Genomic DNA, 24,737 nt, shown 5'->3' with positions numbered 1-24,737 from the left:
GCCGAGGGGCCGGGAGTGCGCACTCCCGGCCCCTCGGGCTGTGCCGGACCAGACGGACCGGAGCGGCCCGGCCCGGCCCGGGCCTACGCGCCGAGCCGCTTGACAGCGGCCGCGACCCGCTCGTCCGTGGCGGTGAAGGCGACGCGGACGAAGTTCGCCCCCGCCTCGCCGTAGAAGTCGCCCGGTGCGACCAGGATGCCCAGCTCCGCGAGGTGGGCCACCGTCTGCCAGCAGGGCTCGTCCCGGGTCACCCACAGGTACAGGCTGGCCTCGCTGTGCTCGATGCGGAAGCCGTGCGCCTCAAGCGCCCCGCGCAGCGCCTCGCGGCGGGCGGCGTAACGGCCGCGCTGCTCCTCCACGTGCGCATCGTCGCCCAGAGCGGCGACGACCGCGGCCTGCACCGGCGCCGGGGTCATCATGCCGCCGTGCTTGCGGATCTCCAGCAGCTCGCCGAGCACGTCCGCGTCACCGGCGATGAACGCCGCCCGGTAGCCCGCCAGGTTGGACCGCTTGGAGAGCGAGTGGACGGCGACGAGGCCCTCGTAGGAGCCCCCGCACACCTCGTCGTGCAGGACCGAGACCGGCTCCGCCTCCCAGCCCAGCTCCAGGTAGCACTCGTCGCTGAAGAGCAGGATGCCGTGCTCGCGCGCCCAGGCCACGATCCGGATCAGCTCGTCCTTGGGCAGGACCCGCCCGGTGGGGTTGGAGGGGGAGTTGAGCCACAGCAGCTTGACGCCCGCCGGGTCGAGCTCGGTCGGGTCGTCGTAGACCACCGGCTCGGCTCCGCACAGCCGGGCGCCGACCTCGTACGTGGGGTAGGCGAGGCGGGGGTAGGCGACCTTGTCGCCCGCGCCCAGACCCAGCTGGGTCGGCAGCCAGGCCACCAGCTCCTTGGAGCCGACCACCGGCAGGACGTTGCGGTGCCCCGCGGCGCTCGCGCCGAGGCGCCCGCGCAGCCAGCCCGTGATCGCGTCGCGCAGGGCGGCCGTGCCCCACACCGTCGGGTAGCCCGGGGAGTCGGCGGCGGCGACGAGGGCGCTGCGGATCAGCTGCGGCACCGGGTCGACGGGCGTACCGACCGACAGGTCGACGATGCCGTCGGCGTGGGCGGCCGCCGTCGCCTTGTACGGCTCCAGCTTGTCCCACGGGAAGGCGGGAAGACGTGCGGATACTGCGGCCACGGTGCTCTCTGCTCTCTGCTCGCTACTGGTGCTGCCGGCTGCTACCGGCCTGCTCGCCGCTGCTCGGCGGACGAGCGGGCCCCGGGAAAACGCCTCGGAGTACGCCTCGGAAACGGCTCGGTCCCGCGCGGCACGGGGCCGTACGGGACCGAGGCACACTGCGCCGGGGCGACGGCCGTCAGTGGCCCTCGCCCATCGGCGGCAGCGCGGCGATGAAGGGGTGGTCCCGCTCGATCAGGCCGAGCTTGGAGGCGCCACCGGGCGAACCGAGATCGTCGAAGAACTCGACGTTCGCCTTGTAGTAGTCCTTCCACTCCTCCGGGGTGTCGTCCTCGTAGAAGATGGCTTCGACCGGGCAGACCGGCTCACACGCACCACAGTCGACGCATTCGTCCGGGTGGATGTACAAGGACCGCTGGCCCTCGTAGATGCAGTCGACGGGGCACTCTTCGATGCATGCCTTGTCCTTGACGTCGACACAAGGCTCCGCGATGACGTAGGTCACGCTCTCGTTCCTCCTCGGTAGGGCTTTCCATATCGCGCGGGAGCGCGGCGTCGTCGATGCCCACGCCTAGTATCTCCGTTCCCGGGCACGATCCGAACAGGAGGGGCGGACAGAGCTGTGGAAATCACTGCCGGTGGACTGCTGGAGATCCGTATTACCCCGGCTGACGTGGGTAAACGGGTTTCTGTACGACGGGTGGAGGCGGACCTGAGCGGGCGCCCCTCGTTCACGGACACGGTCGGGGTTCTCACATCCTGGACCGAGGGTGTGCTCACGATCACACGCAAGGACGGGCTGTCCGTCCACATCGCGGAATCGACGCTGGTAGCAGGCAAGATCGTCCCTCCGGCGCCCGCCCGGCGCAAGGGGCCTACAGCGTCTTTCGAGGAGCTGGCCCGGGTCGCCGCGCGGGCCTGGCAGCCGCTGGAGGACGAGCCGCTGGGCGAGTGGAGGCTGCGGGCGGCCGCGGGATTCACCCGGCGGGCCAACTCGGTGCTGCCGCTGGGGGACCCCGGCGTACCGCTGGACGAAGCACTCGCGCGAGTGACCTCCTGGTACGCGGAACGTCGCCTTCCGGCGTACGTGCAGGCCGCTACCGGCGCGCTCGGTACCCAGGAGCGGCTGTGCACGGAGCTGGAGCGGCGGGGCTGGGTGAACGAGGTCTCGGCGGAGGTCCGGATCGCGGCGCTCGCCCCGGTCGGGGACGTGGCGGCCGCCGCGGCGTCCCGGGTAAGGCTGACCCGCACGCCCGACGCGGAGTGGCTCGGGCGGTACGGGCGGGTCAAGGACCCCGAGGTGGCCCGGAAGGTGCTGGTCACGGGCCCTTCCGTGTGGTTCGCGACGCTGCCCGGCCAGGCGATCGGGCGCATGGTGGTGGACGGCCGCTGGGCCGGGTTCGCGGCGGTCGAGGTCGACCCCGGTGAGCGGCGCCGGGGGCTCGCGACGGCGGTGATGACGGCTCTGGCCCGGCGGGCCCTGGAAGAGGGCGCCTCGGCGGCCTGGCTCCAGGTGGAGGCCGGAAATCCGGGCGCCCGGGCCCTGTACGACGGGATGGGCTTCGCGACGCACCACTCCTACCACCACTTCCGGGCGGCGGCGTGAGCCCCGACTGGCGGGCCCGGTTCGCGGCCGAGGCCCGCTCGGAGCGGCCGGACCTGGCGCTGCTGTGCCTGCTGCTGGCGACGGAGGCGGATCCGGAGCTGGACGAGCGGGCCATGGACTGGGCGCAGATCGAGCTGGACCGGCTGGCGGGGATGCTGCCGTTCGGGCTGCGCGGCGGGCCGGCGTGGGCTTCGGCGGTGACGGAACTGCTGGGAGGACGGCTCGGTTTTCACGGCACTCCGGCGGACTACGACCGGCTCTCGTCCTCGCTGCTGCACGAGGTGCTGCGGCGCCGCCGCGGCCTGCCGATCCTGCTGTCCGTGGTCTGGCTGGAGGTGGCGCGGCGCGCGGGTGCGCCGGTGTACGGGCTGGGGCTGCCCGGGCACTTCGTGGTCGGCTTCGGGGATCCGCAGGAGGGGATCGTGGTCGACCCCTTCGCGGGGGGCGCCTCGCTCGGGGCGGGCCCGGCGGAGCTGGCGACCGGACCGCGCACCCCGGCCCGCACGCTGGACACCGTGCTGCGGATCCTGAACAACATCCGGGCATGGGCCGCTACCCGGCCGGAGCAGTCCGGGGTCGCGCTGTGGGCGCTGGACCTGTCGCTGCTCCTGCCCTCGCACCCGGCGTCGCTGCGGTACGAGCGGGCGCGGGTGCTGGTGGAGCGGGGCGAGTTCGTGTCGGGCGCGGCGGAGCTGGACGCGTACGCGGAGGTGGTCGACGCGGTGGACCGGGCGGCCGCGGCCCGCGTCCGCGCGGAAGCCCTCTCGGCCCGCGCCCTGCTGAACTGACCCGCCCAGCGGGCGAGTCGCGGCCGGGACCGGGACCGGGCCCGGGAGAAGCTTCGTCCGCGCCGCCGCCGCGCAAGCGCCCCCGGCTGCGCCGGGCCTCGTGGGGCTCCGCCCCACACCCCGCGCCTCAAACGCCGGCGAGGCTGGGACTTTCCGGCGTGCCGGGATCGCCCCCGGCGCTGGGATGCCCGCGTGCCGGGATCGCCCCCGGCGGGGCTGTGACGACAGAACCTAGAGCCAGCCCTTTTCGCGGGCCACACGGACGGCTTCGGCGCGGTTGCGGGCGGCCAGTTTCTGGATCGCCATCGAGAGGTAGTTGCGGACGGTGCCCTGGGACAGGTGCAGCCGGGCCGCGAGTTCCGCGTTGGTCGCGCCGAATTCCGCCGCGCGCAGCACCTCCCGTTCCCGGTCGGTCAGCGGGTTCGCCCCCTCGGCCAGCGCTGCCGCCGCCAGCGTCGGGTCGATGACGCGCTCCCCGGTGAGGACCTTGCGCACCGCGTCCGCCAATTGTGCGGCCGGGGCGTCCTTCACGAGGAACGCCGACGCCCCCGCCTCCATCGCCCCGCGGAGGTAGCCGGGACGGCCGAAGGTGGTCAGGATGACGATCCGCAGGGCCGGCAGGGCGTCCCGCAGGGCCGCGGCCGCCTCGATGCCCGTCATGCCCGGCATCTCGATGTCGAGCAGCGCCACGTTCACGTCGTGCGCGCGGGCCGCCGCCAGTACCTCGTCCCCGCGGGCGACTTGGGCCAGCACCTCGATGTCCGGCTCCAGGCCGAGCAGCGCGGCCAGGGCCTCCCGGACCATGGACTGGTCCTCGGCGAGGAGGATCCGGATGGGCCGTGACGTCATGATGATGATCCTAGGGGGACGCGGGCCAGCAGCCGGAAGCCGGTCCGGCCCACCGGGGCCGCCTCCAGGGTGCCGCCCACCGCGTGCAGGCGCTCCGTCAGGCCGGTGAGGCCGTTGCCGTGGACCGCCGTGCCGCCCGCGCCGTCGTCGAAGACGGCCAGTTCGACGAACTGTCCGGCCAGGGTCTGGCGGGTGTCCAGGCTGACCGTGCAGCGTTTGGCGCCGCTGTGCCGCACCGCGTTCGTCACCGCCTCGCGCAGCGACCACGCCAGCGCCGACTCGATCTCCTGCGGGAGGTCCTCCGGGACCTCCGCGGGCAGGTCGGCGAGCACGCCCGCCGCGGTCAGGGCGGTGCGCGCACCGGCCAGTTCGCCCGGCAGGGTCGGCCGCCGGTAGCCGCTCACCGCTTCGCGTACGTCGACCAGCGCCTGCCGGCTGACCTGCTCGATGTCCGCCACTTGCTGGGCGGCGAGCTCCGGCCGGTCCGGCAGCATCCGGCCCGCCAGTTCACTCTTGAGCGTGATCAGCGACAGCGAGTGCCCGAGCAGGTCGTGCAGGTCCCGGGCCATCCGCAGCCGTTCTTCGTTGGCGGCGAGCTGCGCCACCGTCGCCCGGGCCTCGCGCAGTTCCACAGTGGTACGGATCATCGCGCGGATGCCGACCATCGCGAAGCCGCCCATCACGGCCGGGATCAGCAGGCCCGCCAGGTACGCGTCACCGCCGGGCACCGCCAGGGCCGTCGCCGTCAGCAGCGCGGTCGCGGCCGGTACCGTCCAGCGGGAGATCTCCCCCGGCAGCGCGGCGCCGGAGGAGATGGAGACGTAGACGAAGAGGACCAGCCATTCGCGGCCCAGGCTGAGGGAGAGGACCGCCGCCTGCGCGGAGAGCACCGCGACGGAGATCAGCAGCCAGCGCAACTCGCTCTCCCGGGCGGTGCGGAACACCAGGGCCAGGTACCAGGCGACGAAGACCGCGAGGCCCAGGCCGCCGAGCACCCGGGCCTGCGTACTGTGTCCGCCACTGACCAGGTCGGCCACGGGGGCGCTGAGGTAGAACAGCCACAGGCTGATCCACATCGCCTTCACGATCTTGTGGCGGCGGGTCTGGGGCCGCATGCCGATCCTCGGGCCGCCGGGCACCCCCGTCAGGCTGTCGTCAACCGCCCTGGTCGTGCTGGTCACTTCCGTCCTCACGCCTTCAGAGAGTCCTTGCGGTACAGCCAGGCGGCGGCACCAGTGAACAGTACGAAGTAGACCGCGAGGATCGCCACGTCCTTCATGTGGGGCGCGCCACCCAGTTCTATCGCCTGGCCGAGGCCCGCGTAGGCGTGGGTCGGCAGCCACTCGCAGATGTCGCGCAGCCACTGCGGGAAGTTCGCCGTGGGCATCCACAGGCCGCCGAGGATGGAGAGGCCGAAGTAGAACAGCATGGTGATGGGACGGACGGTGTCCCCGCTGGCCAGGTAGCCGATGGCCACGCCGAGGGCGGCGAAGACGAGGCTGCCCGCCCAGATGGAGCCCGTCAGGGCGAGCCACTGCCAGGCATCGAACCGTACGCCCTTGACCAGGGCGGCCACCGCGAAGACGACGAGGATGGCGGGCAGGGACAGCACGCCGGCGCTGGCGGTCTTGGCGAGGACGTAGCCGCGGCCCGGCAGGGCGGTCAGACGCAGCTGACGGACCCAGCCCGCCTCACGCTCCTTGGCTATGCGCTCGCTGTTGCCCATCAGGACGGCCGTCAGGGCTCCGAAGGAGGCCATGGCGACCATGTAGAAAGCGGGCATGGTCAGTTCGGTGCCCATGACCTTGGTCGTGCCGTTCAGGGTGCCGCCGAGCATCAGGAACAGCGCCGCCGGATAGAGGACGGTGAAGAACAGGTACTTCTTGTTGCGCAGGGCGCGGCTGATTTCGAGCTTGATGAGCTTGATCGTTCCGGTGGTCATGATGCGTTGGCCTCCTCGGCCTCGGTGAGGGCGATGAAGGCCTGTTCCAGGCCCAGCCCGGCGACTTCCAGGTTCCGGGGGTAGAGCCCCAGGGCGTAGACGGCGTGCACGGTCGCGTCGGCGTCGCGCGACTGGAGCTTCACGGTGTCCCCGTGCCGCTCGTAGCCGGTGAGGTGCGGCAGGGCGCGCAGCGCCTGCTCGTCCACCTGGTCGTCCGCGAGGTCGAAGGCGATCCGGCGGGCGCCGGCCTTCGCCTTGATCTCGGCGGCGGTGCCGTCGGCGAGGAGCCGGCCCTTGCTGAGGACCAGGACGCGGTCGGCTATCGCGTCCGCCTCCTCCAGGTAGTGCGTGGCGAACAGGACCGTACGGCCCCGGGCGGCCTGCTCCCGCATCGTGGCCCAGAAGGCCTGGCGGGAGGTGACGTCCATGCCGGTCGTCGGTTCGTCCAGGACGATCAGCTCGTTGTCGCCGGCGGTGGCGAGGGCGAAGCGGACGCGCTGCTCCTGGCCACCGGAGAGCTTGTTGACGAGCCGGCCCGCGATGTCGGCGATCCCGGCGCGGCCGAGCACCTCTTCGACCGGGTACGGGCGGGGGTGCAGCGCGCAGGTGAGGGCGACTATCTCGCGTACGGTCACTTCCTCCATCAGTCCGCCGGTCTGGAGCATGGCCCCGACCCGGCCGGCCGCTATCGCCTCGCGCGGCGTGGTCCCGAAGAGCCGGACGGACCCGGAGTCGGCGGGGCGCAGCCCGAGCAGGAGGTCGAGGGTGGAGGACTTGCCGGCGCCGTTGGGGCCGAGGAGCGCGACGGTCTCGCCCGGGTGCAGGTCGAGGGAGAGGCCGTCGACCGCGCGGACGGCGCCGTAGTTCTTGGTCACGTTCTGGAAGCTCACCACGGAACCGGTGGCGGCTCCTGAGCCCGGGGCGGCGGCTGTTTGCGTCGCGGTCGTCGTCTTCATGGCTCAAGATTCGCCCGTGGCGCGGGGTCCGCGGCAGTGTCGCGCGTCGTGACTGCCGCATGACAGTTGTCATCCGGTGGGCATGACGGCGTGCCGGAACGGGCCGGAGCCCCGGCCGGCCCGCTCGTGCGAGGGGGCCGGCCGGGGCTCCGGCCTGCGGTTTCGGCAGTGGGTGATCAGCTCGGGTTGGTGTCGATGACCGCGGTCCGCTCGGCGGGCGTCTTGCCGCGCAGGGCCTTGCCGAGGGCGCCCGCGACGTCCTGCGGGGTGACGGCGGTCTTCGCGCCGGTGCCCCGGGTGATCTGGATCCCGTCGAAGGTGTCGCTGTACGCCGCCTTCAACGCTTCGAGGTCGTACTTCTCGACGAGGTGCCCGTCGACGACCTGCATGCTGAGGATCTTGGGCAGGGTCTTGGCGCCGAACGCGATGGACTTGGTGCCCGCCTTGACGGTGGCGATGCCGGACATCGCGGGTTCCGCGAACTCCTTCATCGCGCGGTCCAGTTCGGCCTGGTTGACGGCCGGTTCCCGGTTGGCGGTGGGCAGTTCGACGGGGATGGGCTTGCCGGTGGCGACCGCGTCGCGGAACGCCTTGATCACCGGGTCGACGGAGCCGTCCACGTCCAGGCTGGTGCCGGCCTGTCCCGGAACGGCGACTGCCTTGCCCGTGTCGAACTTGATCGTGCCCTCGGTCGCCGTGCCCGCGCTGCCCGCCAGTTGCTGGAGGGCGACGCGCAGCTTCTCCTCGTCCACGGGCATCACCGCTTCGGCCTTGCGCTCCTGGCCGAGGAGGGAGCCGATGACGGTGACGGGGTTGTAGTCGCTGCCCGTGGCGTTGCGGACGGTGGTCTGGGTGTCGAGGGTCAGCCCGGCCTTGTCGGGCTTCAGCTCGACCTGCTTGCCGCCGATCGTGAACTGGAGCGGGGCGGCGGCGCGGGTGCCGAAGCGGTCCTGGAGCTTGGTGACGGCCTCGTCGCGGCCGCCGCTGATGTCGACGCCGAGGACGGTGGTGCCCTTGGGGACGTCGGAGTGGTTCAGGAGCAGCCCGGCGCAGTAGGCCACGCCGAGCAGGGCGATGAGGCCGCCGCCGATGACGACGAGCTTGGAGCGCTTCTTGGCGGGCTTGGCGGGGGCCTTGGGGGCCGGCCGGGTCTGCTTCGGCGGCTGCGGGGCCGCCGTCGGCACGACCGGCCCGGGTCCGGGGCCGCCTGCGGACGGACCGCCGGGCAGCGGGCCGGGGCCGCCGGGGAACTGCGCGCCGGGCAGCGGGCCGGGACCACCCGGGAACTGCGCGCCGGGGACCGCGGGCCGCGGCCCGCCGGCCGGCGGGGCCTCCGGGCCGGGCCAGCGCGGCGCGTCGTCGGCGCGTACGGGGGCGGTGCCCAGCGCGGGACCACCGGTCGGCCCGGCGGGCGCGGCCGGCCCGGCGGGATCGCCGTACGCGGGGAACGCCTCGGTGGAGGGACCGTTGTCGAACTCCGGGTACCCCTGGGCCGGTCCGCCGCCCGGACCGGACGGGGCGGGCGGCCCCGGCGGGAACGGCCGGTCGGCGCCGTAACCGGCGCCGGGGCCCTGCGGGCCCGGTGCGCCGCCGCCGAGGGGCGCCCCGGGTACGGCGGACCCGCCCGGCCCGGCACCCGGGACCGAGCCGTAGCCCGCGCCCTGCGCGGGACCGGCCGGCGCGGGACCGCCCTGCGCGGGACCTGAATCGGTCCGCACGCCCGCCGGCGGCGTCGCGGGGGCCTTGCGCGGCGCGAACCAGTTGCTGGACGCCTCGTCCGGGCCGCCCTGGGCCGGCCCGCGACCGGCCTGGGAGGCGGCGGGGTTCCGCGTGGGCAGCGGCGCGGGCGGTGCCTGCGGGGCGGCCCCGGCCTGCGGACGAGCGGGCGGCGCGGGCGCCGGAGCGGGCGCCTGCCCGGCCGCCTCCCCGGGCGCGCCGGGCCGCGAGTCGGCGGAGCCTTCGCCGTCCTTCACCGGCTTGCGCACGACGACGGGCGGGATCGGCCGGGAACCCGGGATGTTGATCCGGATCCGGGTCGTCAGGGTGGTCTCGGTCTTCGGCCCGTCGGAGTCGGGCGTGGACGGCTTCGAAGTCACAGGGTTCTCCTCCGTGGCGGTCGCCGCGCCAGGGCCGGGTGGCACAGTCGGGGACGGATACTGGCCGGTTCCATACGGCGTGCCCGAGGGGTAGGCGGCTCCACCGTGCCCTTGGGGCCCGGGGGACGAACTGTCAGTTTCACGGCTCAAAGCAGGTTCTCCCGGTTGGCTCCGCCGCCCGTAACCTTGCGCGGGCAGCTCGGCGGCCCGTCCACCATACTGGCCGCCGCGCACGCGCAACTGTCCGTCGGGAATCAGGGATTCCTCTTGGGCCTTCGCGGGCCCACCCTCGCACGGACCGTCAAACCCCCTCAAGCCGTCCCCGATCGGAGTCCGGCCGAGTTCGACAGCACGTCAGCGCCGCGGCCCCGCGGCCGAAACCGGCCCGTCCGGCGCGCCCTTCATCGTGGCGCAGATCACAGCGACGACGACCCCGCCCAAAAGGTATGCGTACAGCCCGATTCCGGACGAACCGAGCAGGAAGTCCCCTTCGGGGCGCGGCAGGCTGAGCAGCACGTACGCCAGGAACCAGCCACCCGCGGCCGCACCCACCCCGATCCCGCTCCCGGTCACGAGCCGGCCGGCGAGGAAGACCCCGAAGAGGGCGAGCAGCGCCAGCAGCAGTCCGCCCGGGAACCAGAGGTCGACGACGAGCCATCCGGCCGCGCCCGTCACCGCCCCGGCGACGAGCAGGCCCAGCAGGGCGGCGATCCGCCCGGCGCCCGGCGTCCCGGTCATGCCGTCACCCCCGCGAACAGGTCGTGCTCCCGCTCGCCCGCCGGGGCGCCCGGCTCGCCCGCGACGAGTTCGTAGTACTCGCGGGCGAAGAGCGGCTGGGCCAGGTCGTTCGAGAGGGCGAAGAAGGGGCCGTCCACGGCCACCTGGGTGACGTGCGCCCGCATCGCGGCGGCCTTGGCCCGCGCGAAGGTCTCCCGGCCGTCCTCGTCACCGATCTCGGCGGTGATCCGCTCGTCCGGGACGACGCCCGGCACGTCCTGCGGGGTCGCGACGCCCGGGAAGGGCACGGCCCCCCCTGCCGCGCGCAGCCGCGCGAAACCCTCGTCGACCACCGAGCGCGGCACCCGGTTCCAGTAGACCTTGCGGATCTCGTGCGGGTCGCCGAGGTCACGGCGGTACGTGGGCTCCGCCGCGAGTTCGGCGGCGCGGGTGGCGACCCGGTGCGCCTGGATGTGGTCGGGGTGGCCGTAGCCGCCGTCGGGGTCGTAGGTGACCAGCACCTGCGGCCGCAGCTCCCGGATCACTTCCACGAGGTGCGCGGCGGCCTCGTCCACGCCGGCGGACCAGAAGGCCCCGGGCCGGCGGTTCTGCTCGGCCCCCATCATCCCGGAGTCGCGGAAGCGGCCGGGGCCGCCGAGGAAACGGTGGTCGGTGACGCCCAGTTCCTTCATGGCGGCGGCGAGCTCGCCGACGCGGTGCGCGCCGAGGGTGTCGTCGCGGTCGGGCGCCAGGTGGGCGAGGGCGGGCGGGATCACCTCGCCCTCCTCGCCGAGCGTGCAGGTGACCAGCGCGACGTGGGCGCCCTCGGCCGCGTACTTGGCCATGGTGACGCCGTTGTTGATCGACTCGTCGTCCGGGTGCGCGTGCACGAGGAGCAGACGACGGGCGGGAAGACCGTTCATGGGGTCAGCCTACGAGCTGGGCCCTACAGCTTGAGGCCACTGATCATGCTCGCCACGTTCGACGTCAGCTGGCTGAGGGTGGGCGCGATCGTCGAACTCGCCAGGTAGAAGCCGAGGAGCACACAGACGAAGGCGTGTCCCGCCTTCAGCCCCGACTTCCGCACCAGCAGGAAGACGACGATCGCCAGCAGCACCACGGCCGAGATCGAGAGTGCCACGGCGTTTCACCTCCACGTCGAGCGGACATCGGTACGCGTACTCGTGCTCGGCGGAGTCATACCCACCGTGCGCTACGGATCATAACTATCCGTACCAGCGCATCGATCGAATTCCGGCAGCACGAGGGGCGCACGCCGCGCACGTGGAGGGGCACGGGGAGGCCGGCCGGGAAGGCTGTACGCCTGCCCGGCCGGCCGACGGCACCCGCACGGCCGCACACGCACCAGGCTGCCCGGCGGATATCTCGGGGCAGATACCGCCAAGTTGCCACGAAGTAAACGCCAGTTGCGTGTACCGGAGAGATATTCGGACTTACGCGCGGGGGTGGCCGGAAATCATCGGCCCCCCGGTGGTCCCTCCTCCTTGGTGAGCCCCGTCGGCGGCGCGGCCGGCGGCGGACCCGGTGGCGGGGCCGTCACCGGCACCACCTGCTTCTCCGCCGCGAAGTGACAGGCCGACGGATGGGCCCGCGGCCCGGACGGGAACCACTCCGGTACGGCCAGCGGCGGCACCTCCACCGCGCACCGCTCCTGCGCCTTCCAGCAGCGGGTGCGGAAGCGGCACCCCGACGGCGGGTTGGCGGGGGACGGGACGTCGCCGGCCAGGATGATCCGCTCCCGCAGTGCCCGGGCGCGCGGGTCCGGCACGGGCACGGCCGAAAGCAGGGCCTGGGTGTACGGATGTGTGGGGTGCTCGTAGATCTCGGTGTCGGTGCCGATCTCGGCGATGCGGCCCAGGTACATCACGCCGACCCGGTCGGAGATGTGCCGGACGATCGACAGGTCGTGCGCGATGAACACGTAGGAGAGGCTGAACTCGTCCTGGAGGCGCGCCAGCAGGTTGACGACCTGCGCCTGGACCGAGACGTCCAGCGCCGAGACCGGCTCGTCCGCGACGATGACCTCGGGCCGCAGGGCCAGTCCGCGGGCGATGCCGATGCGCTGGCGCTGGCCGCCGGAGAACTGGTGCGGGTACCGGTTGATGTACTCCGGGTTCAGACCCACGACGTCCAGCAGTTCCCGGACCTTGCGCCGCCGGTCGCCCTTCGGCGCCACCTCGGGGTGGATCTCGTACGGCTCGCCGATGATGTCGCCGACCGTCATCCGCGGGTTCAGCGAGGTGTACGGGTCCTGGAACACCATCTGGATGTTGCGGCGGACGGCCTTGAGGGCCTTGCCCGACAGCCTGGTGATGTCCTCGCCCTTGTACGAGATCGTCCCGGCCGTCGGCCGCTCCAGGTTGACCAGCATCTTGGCGACGGTCGACTTGCCGCAGCCCGACTCGCCGACGATGCCGAGGGTCTCGCCCGCCCCGAGGCCGAAGGAGACCCCGTCCACCGCCCGGACCGCTCCGATCTGCCGCTTGAAGACGATGCCCTGGGTCAGCGGGTAGTGCTTGACCAGCCCCTTCGCCTCCAGGATCGGCTCAGGCATGCAGGCACTCCTTCCAGAAGTGGCAGGCGGTGGTGCGCGGCACGGGCGACTCGGTCACCTCGTACAGCGGCGGGACGTCGGTCCGGCAGACGGGCTGCGCCATCGGGCAGCGCGGGTTGAACGCGCAGCCGGGCGGGATGTGCAGCAGGTTGGGCGGCAGCCCCTTGATCGCGTAGAGCTCCTGGCCCTTCTGGTCCAGCCGCGGAATGGAGTCCAGCAGGCCACGGGTGTACGGGTGCGCGGGGGCGGCGTAGATCTCGTGCACGGGGGCCGCCTCGACGATCCGGCCGGCGTACATGACGGCGATCTTGTCGGCCACGTCGGCGACGACGCCGAGGTCGTGGGTGATCAGGATGAGCCCCATGTTCAGTTCGCGCTGGAGCTCCGCGAGCAGGTCCATGACCTGGGCCTGGACCGTGACGTCCAGGGCCGTGGTGGGCTCGTCGGCGATGATCAGCGCGGGTTCCAGGGCCAGCGCCATGGCGATCATGATGCGCTGGCGCATGCCGCCGGAGAACTGGTGCGGGTAGTCCCCCACCCGCTGCCTGGCCGCCGGGATCTTCACCCGGTCCATCAGCTCGACCGCCTTGGCCCGCGCGGCCTTGCGGGACAGGCCGCGGTGGACCTCGTACATCTCGCCGAGCTGGGCGCCGACGCTCAGTACGGGGTTCAGGGAGGAGAGGGCGTCCTGGAAGATCATGGCCATCCCGGCCCCGCGGATCCTGCGCCGCTCCTCCTCCCGCATCTTGAGCAGGTCTTCGCCCTGGAACAGGATCTCGCCGCCCGCGATCCGGCCAGGCGGCATGTCGAGGATCCCCATCACGGCCTGGGCGGTCACCGATTTGCCGGAGCCGGACTCGCCGAGCACGGCGAGGGTTTCGCCCGCGTCCACCGAGTAGTCGACGCCGTTCACCGCCTTCGCGACCCCCTCGCGGGTCTTGAACTCCACGTGCAGGTCCCGCACTTCGAGCAGCATGGACAGGGGCTCCTCAGCGCAGCTTGGGGTCGAGGGCGTCGCGCACCGCGTCGCCGAGCATGATGAACGCCAGCACGGTCAGGCTCAGCGCGCCCGCCGGGTACAGCAGCATGTGCGGGGCGTTGCGGATCTGCGAGGCGGCGTTGGAGATGTCGATGCCCCAGGAGACGGTCGGCGGCCGCAGGCCCACCCCGAGGAACGACAGGGTGGCCTCCAGGGCGATGTAGGTGCCCAGGGCGATGGTGGCGACGACGATGACGGGGGCGACGGCGTTGGGCGCGACGTGCCGCAGCAGCATCCGCGTGTTGCCGGCGCCGAGGGCGCGGGCGGCCTGGACGTAGTCGTTCTGCTTCGCGGTGATCACCGAGCCGCGGGCGATGCGGGCGAGCTGGGGCCAGCCGAGCAGCACGATGAATCCGACGACCGGCCACACGGTGGTGCTGGTGACGACGGACAGGAAGACCAGTCCGCCGAGCACGACCGGGATGCCGAAGAAGATGTCGGCGGTCCGGGAAAGCAGGGAATCGCCCCAGCCGCCGAAGAACCCGGCCAGTCCGCCGAGCGCCGAGCCGAGCAGGGTGGCGCCGAGGGTCGCGCAGACGCCGACGGTGATGGAGGCGCGGGCCCCGTAGACGGTGCGCGTGTACACGTCGCAGCCCTGGGTGTCGTAGCCGAAGGGGTGCCCCGGTGAGGAGCCCTGCTGCGACTTGGACAGGTCGCAGTGCAGCGGGTCGCCACTGGCGATGAGCTGCGGCCAGATCGCGATGACGACGAGGAAGAGGATCAGCAGCGAGGAGACGATGAAGACGGGGTTGCGGCGCAGCTGGTGCCAGGCGTCGGACCACAGCGAACGGGCCTTTTCGGCCGGGCCCGTCGGCTCGTCGCCCAGTACCTTCTCCAGGCTTTCCGCCTCGTCCAGCGCGAGGTCCATGGGGCCGCCCTGGCCGGTGGGTGCGATGGCCTCTCCCTCTCCTGGCTGCAGCGGGTCGTAGGCGGGCTCGTCACGCTCAGGCATAGCGGATCCTCGGGTCCAGGACCGCGTACAGCAGGTCGACGAGCAGGTTGGCCAGCAGGAAGACGATGACGAGGATCGTCACGAAGCCGACCACCGTCGGGGAGTTGTTGCGCAGGATGCCCTGGTACAGCTGGTAGCCGACGCCGTGGATGTTGAAGATCCGCTCGGTGACGATGGCGCCGCCCATCAGGGCGCCGATGTCCGTGCCGATGAAGGTGACGACCGGGATGAGCGAGTTGCGCAGCAGGTGCCGGGTGACGACGCGCCTGCGCGGGAGGCCCTTGGCGGTGGCGGTGCGGACGTAGTCGGCCTTGACGTTCTCGGCGATGGAGGTGCGCGAGAGCCGGGTGACGTAGGCGAGGGAGACGAGCGCGAGGACGATGCCGGGCAGGATCAGCTCGTTGAAGGGGGCGTCCGGGGAGACGGTGGGCCGCACCCAGCCCCATTTGACGCCGAAGAGGTACTGGAGGAGGTAGCCCGTCACGAAGGTGGGTACCGAGATCACGATCAGCGTGAGCACCAGCAGGCTGGTGTCGACGGACTTGCCGCGGCGCAGTCCGCTGACCACGCCGAGGGTGATCCCGACGATGACCTCGATGACGATGGCGACGATGGTCAGGCGCAGGGTGACGGGGAAGGCGGTGGCCATCAGGTCGGTGACGCTCTGGCCGTTGAAGGCGGTGCCGAAGTCGCCCTGGAAGATCTGCCCCATGTAGTGGAGGTACTGCTTCCACAGGGGCTGGTCCAGGTAGAGGTCCTTGCGGATGCGGGCGGCGGTCGCGGGGTCGGGCGCCTTGTCGCCGAAGAGGGCCGCGACGGGGTCACCGAGCGCGTACACCATGAAGAAGATCAGGAACGTGCTGCCGATGAACACCGGGATCATCTGGAGCAGCCGCCGGATCACATAACGTCCCATGGACTGCTCCAGGATCGATCCGAAGGCGGGTCAGCTGACCTTGATCTCGTTGTAGACCGGGACGCTGAACTGGTTGAGGGTGACGTCGGAGATCCGCTCCGAATGCCCGGCGCTGCCGTTCTGGTACCAGAGGGGGATCGACGGCATCTGCTCCGCGAGGATCTTCTCGGCGTCCTGGAACTTCGCGATCGCCTTGGCGGAGTCGCTCTCCTGGTTGGCCTCGTCGACGAGCTTGTCGAACTCCGGGTTGCTGAACTTGCCGTAGTTCGAAGAGGCGCCGGTGAAGTAGAGCGGCTGGAGGAAGTTCTGGATCAGCGGGTAGTCGGCCTGCCAGCCGGAGCGGAAGGGGCCGGTGAGCTTGTAGGCGCTCTGCTGGTTGCGGAAGTCGGCGAAGGTGCCGACCGGGTTGACGGTGCAGACCGGGCCTTCGCCCAGGGCGTTGTTGATGCTGTTGCAGACGGCGTCCATCCACTCGCGGTGGGAGCCGGTGTCGACGTTGGAGGTCAGCGTGATCTTGCCGCCGGGAACCCCGCCGGCGTCCTGGATCATCTTCTTGGCCGCCGCGGGGTCGTACATGCACAGGTTGCCGCAGACGTCCTTGAAACCGCCCTTGGCGCCGAGCGCCGGGGACGTCCAGTCCTTGGCGGGGGTGCGGGTCTCGCGGAAGATCTGCTTGGTGATCTCGTCGCGGTTGATGGCGCGGGAGATGCCCTGGCGGACCTTCTCCATCCCGTCCTTGCCCCAGTTCGCGTCGTACAGGGGGAAGGTGAGGGTCTGGATGATGAGGGCCGGCTGGTTGATGTAGCGGTCGCCGAGGTCGTTCTGGACGTTCTTCAGCTGCTGCGCGGGCACGTCGTCGACGAGGTCGAGGTTGCCGGAGATCAGGTCCGTGTAGGCGGTGTTGTTGTCGGTGTAGACCTTGAGGTCCACCCCGCCGTTCTGCGCCTTGTCCGGGCCCGGGTAACCGTCCCACGTGCGCAGCTTCATGCCGGTGCCCTTGGTGTACGAGTCCACCGTGTACGGGCCGTTGCCCACGGGCTTGTCCAGCCAGGCCGCATGGTCGGTGAAGAAGGACTTGGGCAGCGGGGAGAAGGCCTGGTAGCCGAGGGTCTCGGGCCAGGTGGAGAACTTGGCCTTCAACGCGACCGTGAAGGTCTTGGCGTCCTTGACGACCAGGCCGGACATCGTCTTGGCCTTCGGTTCGCCGGAGGCGGGGTGCAGGTCGGCGTATCCGACGATGTCGGCGAAGAAGGGCGCGTTGTTCTGCTTGTTGCGCACGTCCGCCGCGTAGTTCCACGCGTCCACGAAGGACTGGGCGGTGACCGGCTCGTCGTTGCTGAACTTCCAGCCGTCCTTCAAGGTGATCGTGAAGTGCTGGCTGTCGGTGGTGTCGATCTTCTCGGCGACCATGTTGACGGCCTCGCCCGTCTTCGGGTCGTACCGCTTGAGGCCCCGGAAGAGCATGTCGAGCACCTTGCCGCCCTGCACCTCGTTGGTGTTGGCCGGCTCCAGCGGGTTCTGCGGGTCACCCCAGGAGGAGCTGACGATGCCGGCGTCCCCGCCGCCGCTGTCGCTTCCGCCGCCGCAGGCCGTCGCCACGAGGGCGACGGCCGCGGCGCATGCGGCCCACTTCGCGTGGGTGGCTCCGCGCATGGAGTGCCTCCTAGGTCCCAAGACTCACGTAGGCCCCACTGTCACCCCGGGTGGGGCCCCGTGCCTTCATGGTTGGACCGATTCCACCCGGGCGATACGCGCGCGTCACCCCTGTGGGTGCAAACGCAGCTCCCAGGTGTCCACGGCGTAGTGCAGCCTCATGCCGTGCGCCTCGTAGAGCGCCAACGCGCCGGTTTCATTGCCGGTGTCGACGCCCAGGCCCACGGTGTCCCGGCCGCGCCCGGCGTAGGCGGCGAAGGCATGGCGCAGCAGGAAGCCGCCGATGCCCCGTCCGCGTACGTCCTCGCGCACGCCGATGTGGCTGATCCAGCCCATGCTGGTGCGGTCGTCGCGGGTGAGCAGGACGGCTACGTCGCCCAGCGCGGGCAGGGCCGCGAGCCAGACCAGGCTCCAGTCCAGGTCCCGGGCGCCGAGGTGGTCCAGCCAGGGCTCGTACGCGCGCTGCACGTGCCCGAAGTGCGCGGCGAAGGTCTGCTCCACCAGGGCGTGCGCCCGCCGCCGGTCGGCCTCGTCCGTACCGCAGTGGCGCAGGGTCAGCCCGGCCGGGGCGGCCCCGGCTCCTTCGGCGGGGTCCAGCGGCCGGGTCATGACCTGGTGGCGGCGCACGGTGCGGTAGCCGCGCCGGGTGAGGACCCCGGGGTGGAGGGTGGGTTCCACGTTGAGCTGGACCCGCAGGACGGCGTCGCGGTCCGGGCCCGCGATCCGGCGGGCCCGGATCTCCATGAGCTCCAGCAGCCGGACGGCCGCCTCGGTGTGGCCGGGCAGGACGTAGTGGTCGCAGTCGACCCTGCCCGGCCCGGAATCGGCCCAGACCAGCGCGTAGGCGACGAGCCGGCCGCGCTGGAAGGCGAGCCGGGAATCGGTGGCGAGGTTCGTCCCGGGGTGCTGGAGGTCGGCCTCGACACTGCCGAGGTCCGTCTCCGGTCTGCCGATCTCGATCACGTCGACGGCGTTGAGCAGCGCGCAGATGTCGGCGGCGTCCCCCGGCCCGGCGGGGCGGACGGTCAGCGTGTCGGTCATCCCGACACTCTCGGCCGGGCCCGGGCGCGGCCGCAACCGCCTTTGCCCGGCACCCGGCCGCGGGACGGGGAACGCCGGAGCGCCCGGCGCCGGAGGAATCCGGTGCCGGGCGCCCTGGGGGACGTACGCCTCGCGGGATCAGACGGCCAGGACGGCCTTCTCCTCCGCGAAGTGGCAGGCCGACTCGTGCGCGGCCGGGGTGTCCACGGTCTTGAACCGCTCCGGGACCGCCAGCAGCGGCTCCTCCGTGGCGCACTTGTCCTCGGCCTTCCAGCAGCGGGTGCGGAAGCGGCAGCCCGACGGCGGGTTGGCCGGGGACGGGACGTCACCGGTGAGGATGATCCGCTCGCGGCCCTCGCGGGCCGCCGGGTCGGGAACCGGGACGGCCGACAGCAGCGCCTGCGTGTACGGGTGCGTCGGGTGTTCGTAGATCTGGGTGTCGGTGCCGATCTCGGCCATCTTGCCCAGGTACATGACGCCGACGCGGTCCGAGATGTGCCGGACGATCGACAGGTCGTGCGCGATGAAGATGTAGGAGAGGTTGAACTCGTCCTGCAGCTTCGCCATCAGGTTGATGACCTGCGCCTGCACCGACACGTCGAGCGCGGAGACCGGCTCGTCGCAGATGATGATCTCCGGGTTGAGCGCGAGGCCGCGGGCGATGCCGATGCGCTGGCGCTGGCCGCCGGAGAACTGGTGCGGGTACCGGTTGATGTACTCCGGGTTCAGACCCACGACGTCCAGCAGGTCCTGGACCTTGCGCCGCCGGTCGCCCTTCGGCGCCACCTCGGGGTGGATCTCGTACGGCTCGCCGATGATGTCGCCGACCGTCATGCGCGGGTTCAGCGAGGTGTACGGGTCCTGGAACACCATCTGGATGTTGCGGCGGACGGCTTTGAGCGCCTTGCCCGACAGCCTGGTGATGTCCTGGCCCTTGTAGAAGACCTCGCCGGACGTCGCCGTCTCCAGCAGCATCAGCAGCTTGGCGACGGTCGACTTGCCGCAGCCGGACTCACCGACGATGCCGAGGGTCTCGCCCTGGTGCAGGTCGAAGGAGACCCCGTCGACCGCGCGGACGGCGCCGATCTGCTTCTTGAACAGGATGCCCTGGGTCAGCGGGAAGTGCTTGACCAGGTTGCGCACCTGCAGGATCGGCTCGCCGCGGTCGACGGGCGCCTCGATGGCGGCCAGGGCCGCCGTCTCGGTCGCCGCCTCGACGACCTCGACCTCGCTGATGCCGGGGGTCGAGTCCACGGCGTCGTCCTTCTTGTCCAACTCAGCCATGGAGCTGCTCCTCCCGGAAGTGGCAGGCGCTGCCGCGACCGACCAGTTCGGTGCCGTCCGGTTCGGCCACCGGCAGCAGGGCCGGGACCTCGGTGCGGCAGATGTCCTGCGCCTTCGGGCAACGCGGGTTGAAGGCGCAGCCGGCGGGGGTCTTCAGCAGGTTCGGCGGCAGACCCTTGATCGCGTAGAGCTCCTGGCCCTTCTGGTCCAGGCGCGGGATCGAGTCCAGCAGCCCTCGGGTGTACGGGTGCGCGGGGCGCTTGTACAGCTCGTGGACCGGGGCCTGCTCGACGATGCGGCCCGCGTACATGACGGCGATCTTGTCAGCCACGTCGGCGACGACGCCGAGGTCGTGGGTGATCAGGATCAGACCCATGTTGTACTCGCGCTGCAGGTCCGCCAGCAGGTCCATGACCTGGGCCTGGACGGTCACGTCGAGCGCCGTGGTGGGCTCGTCCGCGATGATCAGGTCCGGCTCCAGGGCGAGCGCCATCGCGATCATGATGCGCTGGCGCATGCCGCCCGAGAACTGGTGCGGGTAGTCGTTGACGCGGCTGCGGGCCGCCGGGATCTTCACCCGGTCCATCAGTTCGATGGACTTGGCCTTGGCGTCCTTCTTCGACATGCCCTGGTGGACGCGGAACATCTCGCCCAGCTGGTTGCCGACGGAGAACACCGGGTTCAGCGCCGACAGCGCGTCCTGGAAGATCATCGCCATCTTCGGGCCGCGCAGCTTGCGCCGCTCGCTCTCCGGAAGCTGGAGGATGTCCTGGCCCTGGAAGAGGATCTCGCCCTTGGAGACCCGCCCGGGGGGCGAGTCGAGGATGCCCATGATCGCCTGCGCGGTCACGGACTTGCCCGAGCCGGACTCGCCGAGGACGGCCAGCGTCTCGCCGGAGGAGACGCTGTAGTTGACGCCGTTGACGGCCTTGACGACGCCTTCGCGGGTCTTGAACTCGACGTGCAGGTCGCGCACTTCGAGTACGGGACCCTCGGCCGCCTCACCCCTCTGCCGGGGCACTTCTGCGGTGATGCCTGAAGTAGTCATGTGATGGTGCCGCCCTTCTAGCGCAGCTTCGGGTCAAGGGCGTCGCGGAGCCCGTCACCAACGAAAACGAAGCCGAGGACCGTCAGCACGATCGCGATGCTGGGGTACGTCCAGAGGTAGTCCTTGACGCCCATGAAGTCCTTGGCGGCGGCGAGCATGTTGCCCCACTCCGGGACCTCGGGGCTCACGCCCACGCCCAGGAAGGACAGCGAGGCCTCGGCCACGATGGCACCACCGACGTTGAAGGCGGCGTAGGCCATCACGGCGGCAATGGAGTTGGGGAGGATGTGACGCATGATGATCCGGCGGGTGGTGGCGCCCAGGGCCCGCGCCGCCAGCACGTAGTCGGCCTCGCGGACCGACAGGATCGAGCTGCGCAGCAGTCGGGAGACCGTCGGCCAGGAGAATACGGCCAGCGAGATGATCACGGGTGTCACTCCGCGGCCCATCACGATGATGATCACGATGGCGCCGATGAGCAGCGGGAAGGCGAAGAAGACGTCGGCGATGCGCATCAGCACCGAGTCGGTGCCGCGGCCGAAGTAACCCGCCACCGCGCCGACGGCGATGCCGATGACGCAGGCCAGGAAGATCGAGGCGAGACCGACGACGACGGCGATGCGGCTGCCGTAGAGGATGCGCGAGAGCTGGTCGCGGCCGAGCGCGTCCGTGCCGAGCAGGTGCGCTCCGCCCGGGCTGGCCAGCGTGTTGTTCAGGTCCTGGGCGTACGGGTCGTGCGGGGACAGCAGGGGCGCGAATATCGCGACCACGAACAGCAGGGCGACCAGTACGAGGCCGATGACTGCGAGCTTGTTGGCCAGGAAGCGGTGGCGGATCTCGCCCCACTGCGTGACGCGGGCGATCGCCGGCTCCGCGGGGGCGGCCGGCGCCGTTTGAGCGGGCCCCGCCCCAGCTGTGCTCTTGGTGAGCTCGGACATGGGTGTGACTCCTAGAACAGGCTGCCTGGAATCAGGCGAGACGGATGCGCGGGTCGAGGACCGCGTACAAGAGGTCGACGATCAGGTTGAGCAGAACGAACACGGCGACGCCGAAGCTCACCACGCCGATGATGATCGGATTGTTCTGCTGCTGGACCGCTTGCACGAGCGCGAGTCCGATGCCGTCCCAGTTGAAGATCGCCTCGGTGATGAGCGCACCACCGAGCAGCGTTCCGAACGAGATGCCCAGGTAGGTGACGACCGGGATGATCGAGTTGCGCATCACATGCTTGAAGAGCACCGTCCGCCGGGGCAGGCCCTTGGCGACGGCCGTCTTGACGTAGTCGGCGCGCAGCACCTCCAGCATGGTGCCGCGCATCAGGCGGGCGACCAGCGCGGCGTCGAGGATCGCCAGGGTGAAGGCGGGCAGGATCAGGGAGTTGGCCGTCCCGTCGGAGATCAGGGGGAACCAGGGCAGCTCGATGACGAACGCCTTCTGCAGCACCATGCCGATGACGAAGGACGGGAATCCGACGGCCATCGTCGTGAGCAGCGTGATCAGCACGTCCCAGAAGGAGTATCTGAACAGCGCCGCGACCAGGCCCGCCAGGAGGCCGATCACGATGTCGATGACGATGGCGGTGATGGCCAGCTCGGCGGTGTTGACGAGCTTGGGCTGCAGGATCTCGGTCACCGGTCGCCGCTGGGTGAAGTCCTCGCCGAGGTCACCCTGGGCCAGGTTCTTCACGAAGTGCCCGTACTGGACGGGGAGCGGATCGTTGAGTCCGTAGCGCTCCCTGAGCTGTTCGACGACAGCCGGGTCGCGGGCCTTGTCACCGCCGAGCGAACCCACCGGGTCGCCGGGGAGGATGAACAGACAGCAGAAGAGCACAACCGTCGCACCGAAGAGGACGACCACCATCTGCCCGAGCCGGCGGATCACATATCTGCCCACGATGCCTCCTTCACATACTGAGCGTGGGAATGGGCGGCATCATCCGATCGGGAGAGGGGCCGCCGCCGGGCGCCGGTAGAGGGGTGCGCCCGGGACTGGACGAAGGCCGTGGAGAGAGAGGAAGTAGCTCCGTCCCCACGGCCTTCGCTTACCTGCTGTGTGTGGAGGGGGCCGCTACTTGAGCGAGATCTCCGCGAGGGTCGGGTCCTCGTAGAAGTCCATCTTGATGTCCTTGAACTTCTTGCTGTTGACCAGGCGGTACTGGGTCCGCTGCCACAGCGGGATGACGCCCTGGTCGGTGTCGACGGCGAGCTTCTCGGCCTGCTTGTACAGGGCGGCGCGGGCGGCGTCGTCCTTCGTGGCCTTGGCCGTGACGAGCAGCTTGTCGAACTCCGGGTTGGAGTAGCGGCCGCGGTTGTCGCCCTGCGCCTTGCCGGTCGCCGGGTCCTCACCGATGCCGGTGGTGCTCAGCAGCGGGGTCATGAAGTTGTCCGCGGTCGGGTAGTCGGCGGTCCACGCCTGACGCCACAGACCGGAGGTGGCCTTGTCCTGCTGGGTGGCCAGCGCCTCCTTGAACGGCTTGCCGTCCAGCTTGACCTCGAGGCCGAGGACGTCCTTCAGCTGCTGCGCGACGGCCTGGACCCACTCTTCGTGGCCGGCGCCGGTGTTGTAGCCGAAGTTGACGACGGTGCCCGGCTTGAGGCCGCCCTTCTCGGCGTACTCCTTGGCCTTCGCCACGTCCTGCTTGACGCAGCTGGTGCAGACACCGGCCTGGTAGACGTCGGCGAACGACGGCGGCAGGAACGCGCTGGCCGGCTTCTGCAGGCCCTGGAAGACGCCCTTGGCGATGGCCTCCCGGTCGATCGCGTAGGAGATCGCCTTGCGCGCGTCCGGATTGTTGAACGGCGCGTTCTGGTTGAAGATGTTCAGGTAGTTGATGCCGGAGAAGTCACCGGAGATCCACTCGCCCTGCGGGTCGTACTTGGCCTTGGCCGAGGTCAGCTGCGGCGTGGGCATACGGGCGTAGTCGAACTGGCCCGACTGGAAGCCCTGGTACTCCAGCGTGGAGCCGTTGGCCGGGTTCAGGATCTTCGCCTCGACCTTGTCGAGGTGCGCCTTCTCCAGGCCGTAGTCGTCGTTGCGCACCAGCGTGATCGACGTGTTGTGCTGCCACGGGCCGGTCATCTTGAAGGCGCCGTTGCCGATGGGCTGGTCGTTGAACGCCTTGTTGTCTCCGGCGCCGGCGACCTTCGGCACGGGGCTGAAGACGGAGTGCGCGGTCTTCTTGACGAACTCGAAGTCCGGGATGGACAGCTCCACCTTGAGGGTGGTGGCGTCCACGGCGGTCAGACCGGCGAACTTGTCGCTCTTGCCCGAGTGCAGGTCCTCGTAGCCGGCGATGTCGGCCATGTGGTACGAGACGTCGGAGGCGGACGCCTTGGCGGAGACACGGGTCCAGCCGCGGATGAAGGCCTCGGCGTCGACCGGCTCACCGTTGGTGAACTTGGTGCCGGCCTTGATCTTGAACGTCCAGGTCTTGCCGTCGTCGCTCGGCGTGCTGGATTCGGCCAGCTTCGGGATCAGCTTGCCGTCGTTGGACGTGTCGTACAGCCCGGTGAAGAGCGCGCGGGCGATGACGATGCCCTCAGACTCCTGTGCGTTCACGGGGTCGATGGCCGCCGGCTCGGTGATGCCGAAGCGGAACGTACCGCCCGACGCACCGTCAGACTTCTTGTCGTCGCCACCGCCGCACGCCGTGGCAGCCATTGCCACGATGACGGCACCCACGACCCACTTGGCGCTCGTTGCTCCGCGCATGGGTAATTGCCTCCTCAGGAGTCACTGTCGATAGTGAAGGGCCGTCCCCCGCTGACACCCCTGACAGCGAAATCCGGTCCCGTCGTGTGTGCTCGTGAGTCGACGCTCCCCACAGCGTGTGACCCATTGACCCGAGCTCAATGGAGCCATCCTCGGCGACACCCAGACCGTAAACCACACTTACGGGGTCTCGTTTTCACAACATCACCGCATGGCGAAAACCCGAAATCCGGACAAACGGATAGGAGACAGACACGTGCGAAACGGACGGTTAGCTCACCTTCCGGAGTGTCACGGTCGGTATGCGGACACTCGAAGCGACAAATCCGCTTGACAAAAGCGAACAGCCCCTCCTCTCACGGACATCGTGAGAGGAGGGGCCG

At 70.7% G+C, this 24,737-nt stretch carries 23 protein-coding genes; 2 read left to right on the top strand and 21 right to left on the bottom strand.

Going from position 1 to position 24,737, the window contains the following annotated elements:
• Positions 1 to 83: 83 nt before the first annotated feature.
• The gene (dapC, locus tag ACWGH1_RS27960; protein ID WP_453356218.1) at positions 84 to 1,181 is read right to left on the bottom strand and encodes a succinyldiaminopimelate transaminase; all 1,098 of its coding nucleotides are present in this window, start codon (positions 1,179 to 1,181) and stop codon (positions 84 to 86) included.
• A gap of 178 nt (positions 1,182 to 1,359) precedes the next feature.
• The gene (gene fdxA / locus ACWGH1_RS27955) at positions 1,360 to 1,686 is read right to left on the bottom strand and encodes a ferredoxin (protein WP_356739959.1); all 327 of its coding nucleotides are present in this window, start codon (positions 1,684 to 1,686) and stop codon (positions 1,360 to 1,362) included.
• A gap of 117 nt (positions 1,687 to 1,803) precedes the next feature.
• On the opposite strand from fdxA, the gene ACWGH1_RS27950 reads away from it, so the two are divergent.
• Positions 1,804 to 2,787 carry a GNAT family N-acetyltransferase gene (locus ACWGH1_RS27950; protein ID WP_453356219.1) on the top strand — a complete coding sequence of 328 codons (984 nt, stop codon included), beginning with the start codon at positions 1,804 to 1,806 and terminating at the stop codon, positions 2,785 to 2,787.
• Positions 2,784 to 3,575, top strand: a complete 792-nt coding sequence (locus tag ACWGH1_RS27945) for a transglutaminase-like domain-containing protein (protein WP_453356220.1) — start codon at positions 2,784 to 2,786, stop codon at positions 3,573 to 3,575. Before ACWGH1_RS27950 ends, ACWGH1_RS27945 begins: the two co-directional genes overlap by 4 nt.
• 231 nt (positions 3,576 to 3,806) lie before the next feature.
• On the opposite strand, the gene ACWGH1_RS27940 is transcribed toward ACWGH1_RS27945, so the two are convergent.
• The 19 genes from ACWGH1_RS27940 to ACWGH1_RS27850 all read right to left on the bottom strand — a co-directional run bounded on the left by ACWGH1_RS27940 (position 3,807) and on the right by ACWGH1_RS27850 (position 24,354).
• Positions 3,807 to 4,424 carry a response regulator gene (locus ACWGH1_RS27940; protein ID WP_453356221.1) on the bottom strand — a complete coding sequence of 206 codons (618 nt, stop codon included), beginning with the start codon at positions 4,422 to 4,424 and terminating at the stop codon, positions 3,807 to 3,809.
• Positions 4,421 to 5,539 (bottom strand): sensor histidine kinase, encoded by a 1,119-nt coding sequence (locus tag ACWGH1_RS27935; RefSeq protein ID WP_453409107.1) that lies wholly within the window; start codon positions 5,537 to 5,539, stop codon positions 4,421 to 4,423. Before ACWGH1_RS27935 ends, ACWGH1_RS27940 begins: the two co-directional genes overlap by 4 nt.
• A 74-nt stretch (positions 5,540 to 5,613) precedes the next feature.
• Positions 5,614 to 6,366 carry an ABC transporter permease gene (locus tag ACWGH1_RS27930; protein ID WP_453357132.1) on the bottom strand — a complete coding sequence of 251 codons (753 nt, stop codon included), beginning with the start codon at positions 6,364 to 6,366 and terminating at the stop codon, positions 5,614 to 5,616.
• Positions 6,363 to 7,322, bottom strand: a complete 960-nt coding sequence (locus tag ACWGH1_RS27925) for an ABC transporter ATP-binding protein (protein ID WP_453357131.1) — start codon at positions 7,320 to 7,322, stop codon at positions 6,363 to 6,365. Before ACWGH1_RS27925 ends, ACWGH1_RS27930 begins: the two co-directional genes overlap by 4 nt.
• 176 nt (positions 7,323 to 7,498) lie before the next feature.
• Positions 7,499 to 9,568: a hypothetical protein gene (locus ACWGH1_RS27920; RefSeq protein ID WP_453409103.1), complete on the bottom strand. Its 2,070-nt coding sequence runs from the start codon at positions 9,566 to 9,568 to the stop codon at positions 7,499 to 7,501.
• 204 nt (positions 9,569 to 9,772) lie between these two features.
• Positions 9,773 to 10,156, bottom strand: a complete 384-nt coding sequence (locus tag ACWGH1_RS27915) for a DUF6113 family protein (protein WP_453357461.1) — start codon at positions 10,154 to 10,156, stop codon at positions 9,773 to 9,775.
• Entirely contained in the window at positions 10,153 to 11,058 is a 906-nt protein-coding gene (mshB, locus tag ACWGH1_RS27910) for an N-acetyl-1-D-myo-inositol-2-amino-2-deoxy-alpha-D-glucopyranoside deacetylase (protein WP_453357460.1), read from the bottom strand. The genes ACWGH1_RS27915 and mshB overlap by 4 nt, the downstream gene beginning before the upstream one ends.
• Before the next feature lie 23 nt (positions 11,059 to 11,081).
• Positions 11,082 to 11,276, bottom strand: coding sequence for a hypothetical protein (locus ACWGH1_RS27905; RefSeq protein WP_136213899.1), 195 nt, complete (start codon positions 11,274 to 11,276; stop codon positions 11,082 to 11,084).
• 336 nt (positions 11,277 to 11,612) lie between these two features.
• Positions 11,613 to 12,710: an ABC transporter ATP-binding protein gene (locus ACWGH1_RS27900; RefSeq protein ID WP_453355648.1), complete on the bottom strand. Its 1,098-nt coding sequence runs from the start codon at positions 12,708 to 12,710 to the stop codon at positions 11,613 to 11,615.
• Positions 12,703 to 13,686, bottom strand: coding sequence for an ABC transporter ATP-binding protein (locus tag ACWGH1_RS27895; RefSeq protein WP_453355647.1), 984 nt, complete (start codon positions 13,684 to 13,686; stop codon positions 12,703 to 12,705). Before ACWGH1_RS27895 ends, ACWGH1_RS27900 begins: the two co-directional genes overlap by 8 nt.
• Positions 13,687 to 13,699: 13 nt before the next feature.
• Positions 13,700 to 14,701: an ABC transporter permease gene (locus tag ACWGH1_RS27890; protein ID WP_453355646.1), complete on the bottom strand. Its 1,002-nt coding sequence runs from the start codon at positions 14,699 to 14,701 to the stop codon at positions 13,700 to 13,702.
• Positions 14,694 to 15,617 carry an ABC transporter permease gene (locus tag ACWGH1_RS27885; RefSeq protein ID WP_453355645.1) on the bottom strand — a complete coding sequence of 308 codons (924 nt, stop codon included), beginning with the start codon at positions 15,615 to 15,617 and terminating at the stop codon, positions 14,694 to 14,696. Before ACWGH1_RS27885 ends, ACWGH1_RS27890 begins: the two co-directional genes overlap by 8 nt.
• 30 nt (positions 15,618 to 15,647) lie before the next feature.
• A complete protein-coding gene (locus ACWGH1_RS27880) occupies positions 15,648 to 17,270 on the bottom strand; it encodes a peptide ABC transporter substrate-binding protein (protein ID WP_453409102.1) in 1,623 nt (540 codons plus the stop codon).
• A 105-nt stretch (positions 17,271 to 17,375) separates the two neighbouring features.
• Positions 17,376 to 18,311, bottom strand: coding sequence for a GNAT family N-acetyltransferase (locus ACWGH1_RS27875; protein ID WP_453409101.1), 936 nt, complete (start codon positions 18,309 to 18,311; stop codon positions 17,376 to 17,378).
• A gap of 138 nt (positions 18,312 to 18,449) precedes the next feature.
• Positions 18,450 to 19,595 (bottom strand): ABC transporter ATP-binding protein, encoded by a 1,146-nt coding sequence (locus ACWGH1_RS27870; protein ID WP_453353964.1) that lies wholly within the window; start codon positions 19,593 to 19,595, stop codon positions 18,450 to 18,452.
• Positions 19,588 to 20,643 (bottom strand): ABC transporter ATP-binding protein, encoded by a 1,056-nt coding sequence (locus ACWGH1_RS27865; RefSeq protein ID WP_453353965.1) that lies wholly within the window; start codon positions 20,641 to 20,643, stop codon positions 19,588 to 19,590. The genes ACWGH1_RS27870 and ACWGH1_RS27865 overlap by 8 nt, the downstream gene beginning before the upstream one ends.
• Positions 20,644 to 20,660: 17 nt before the next feature.
• Positions 20,661 to 21,581, bottom strand: a complete 921-nt coding sequence (locus ACWGH1_RS27860; RefSeq protein WP_453353966.1) for an ABC transporter permease — start codon at positions 21,579 to 21,581, stop codon at positions 20,661 to 20,663.
• Between the two features lie 31 nt (positions 21,582 to 21,612).
• A complete protein-coding gene (locus ACWGH1_RS27855) occupies positions 21,613 to 22,536 on the bottom strand; it encodes an ABC transporter permease (RefSeq protein WP_453353967.1) in 924 nt (307 codons plus the stop codon).
• Positions 22,537 to 22,710: 174 nt separating this feature from the next.
• Positions 22,711 to 24,354, bottom strand: a complete 1,644-nt coding sequence (locus tag ACWGH1_RS27850; protein WP_453353968.1) for a peptide ABC transporter substrate-binding protein — start codon at positions 24,352 to 24,354, stop codon at positions 22,711 to 22,713.
• Positions 24,355 to 24,737: the final 383 nt, after the last annotated feature.

This window comes from Streptomyces sp. NPDC054883, assembly GCF_053610645.1.
This window is presented reverse-complemented; position numbering and strand designations above follow the sequence as displayed.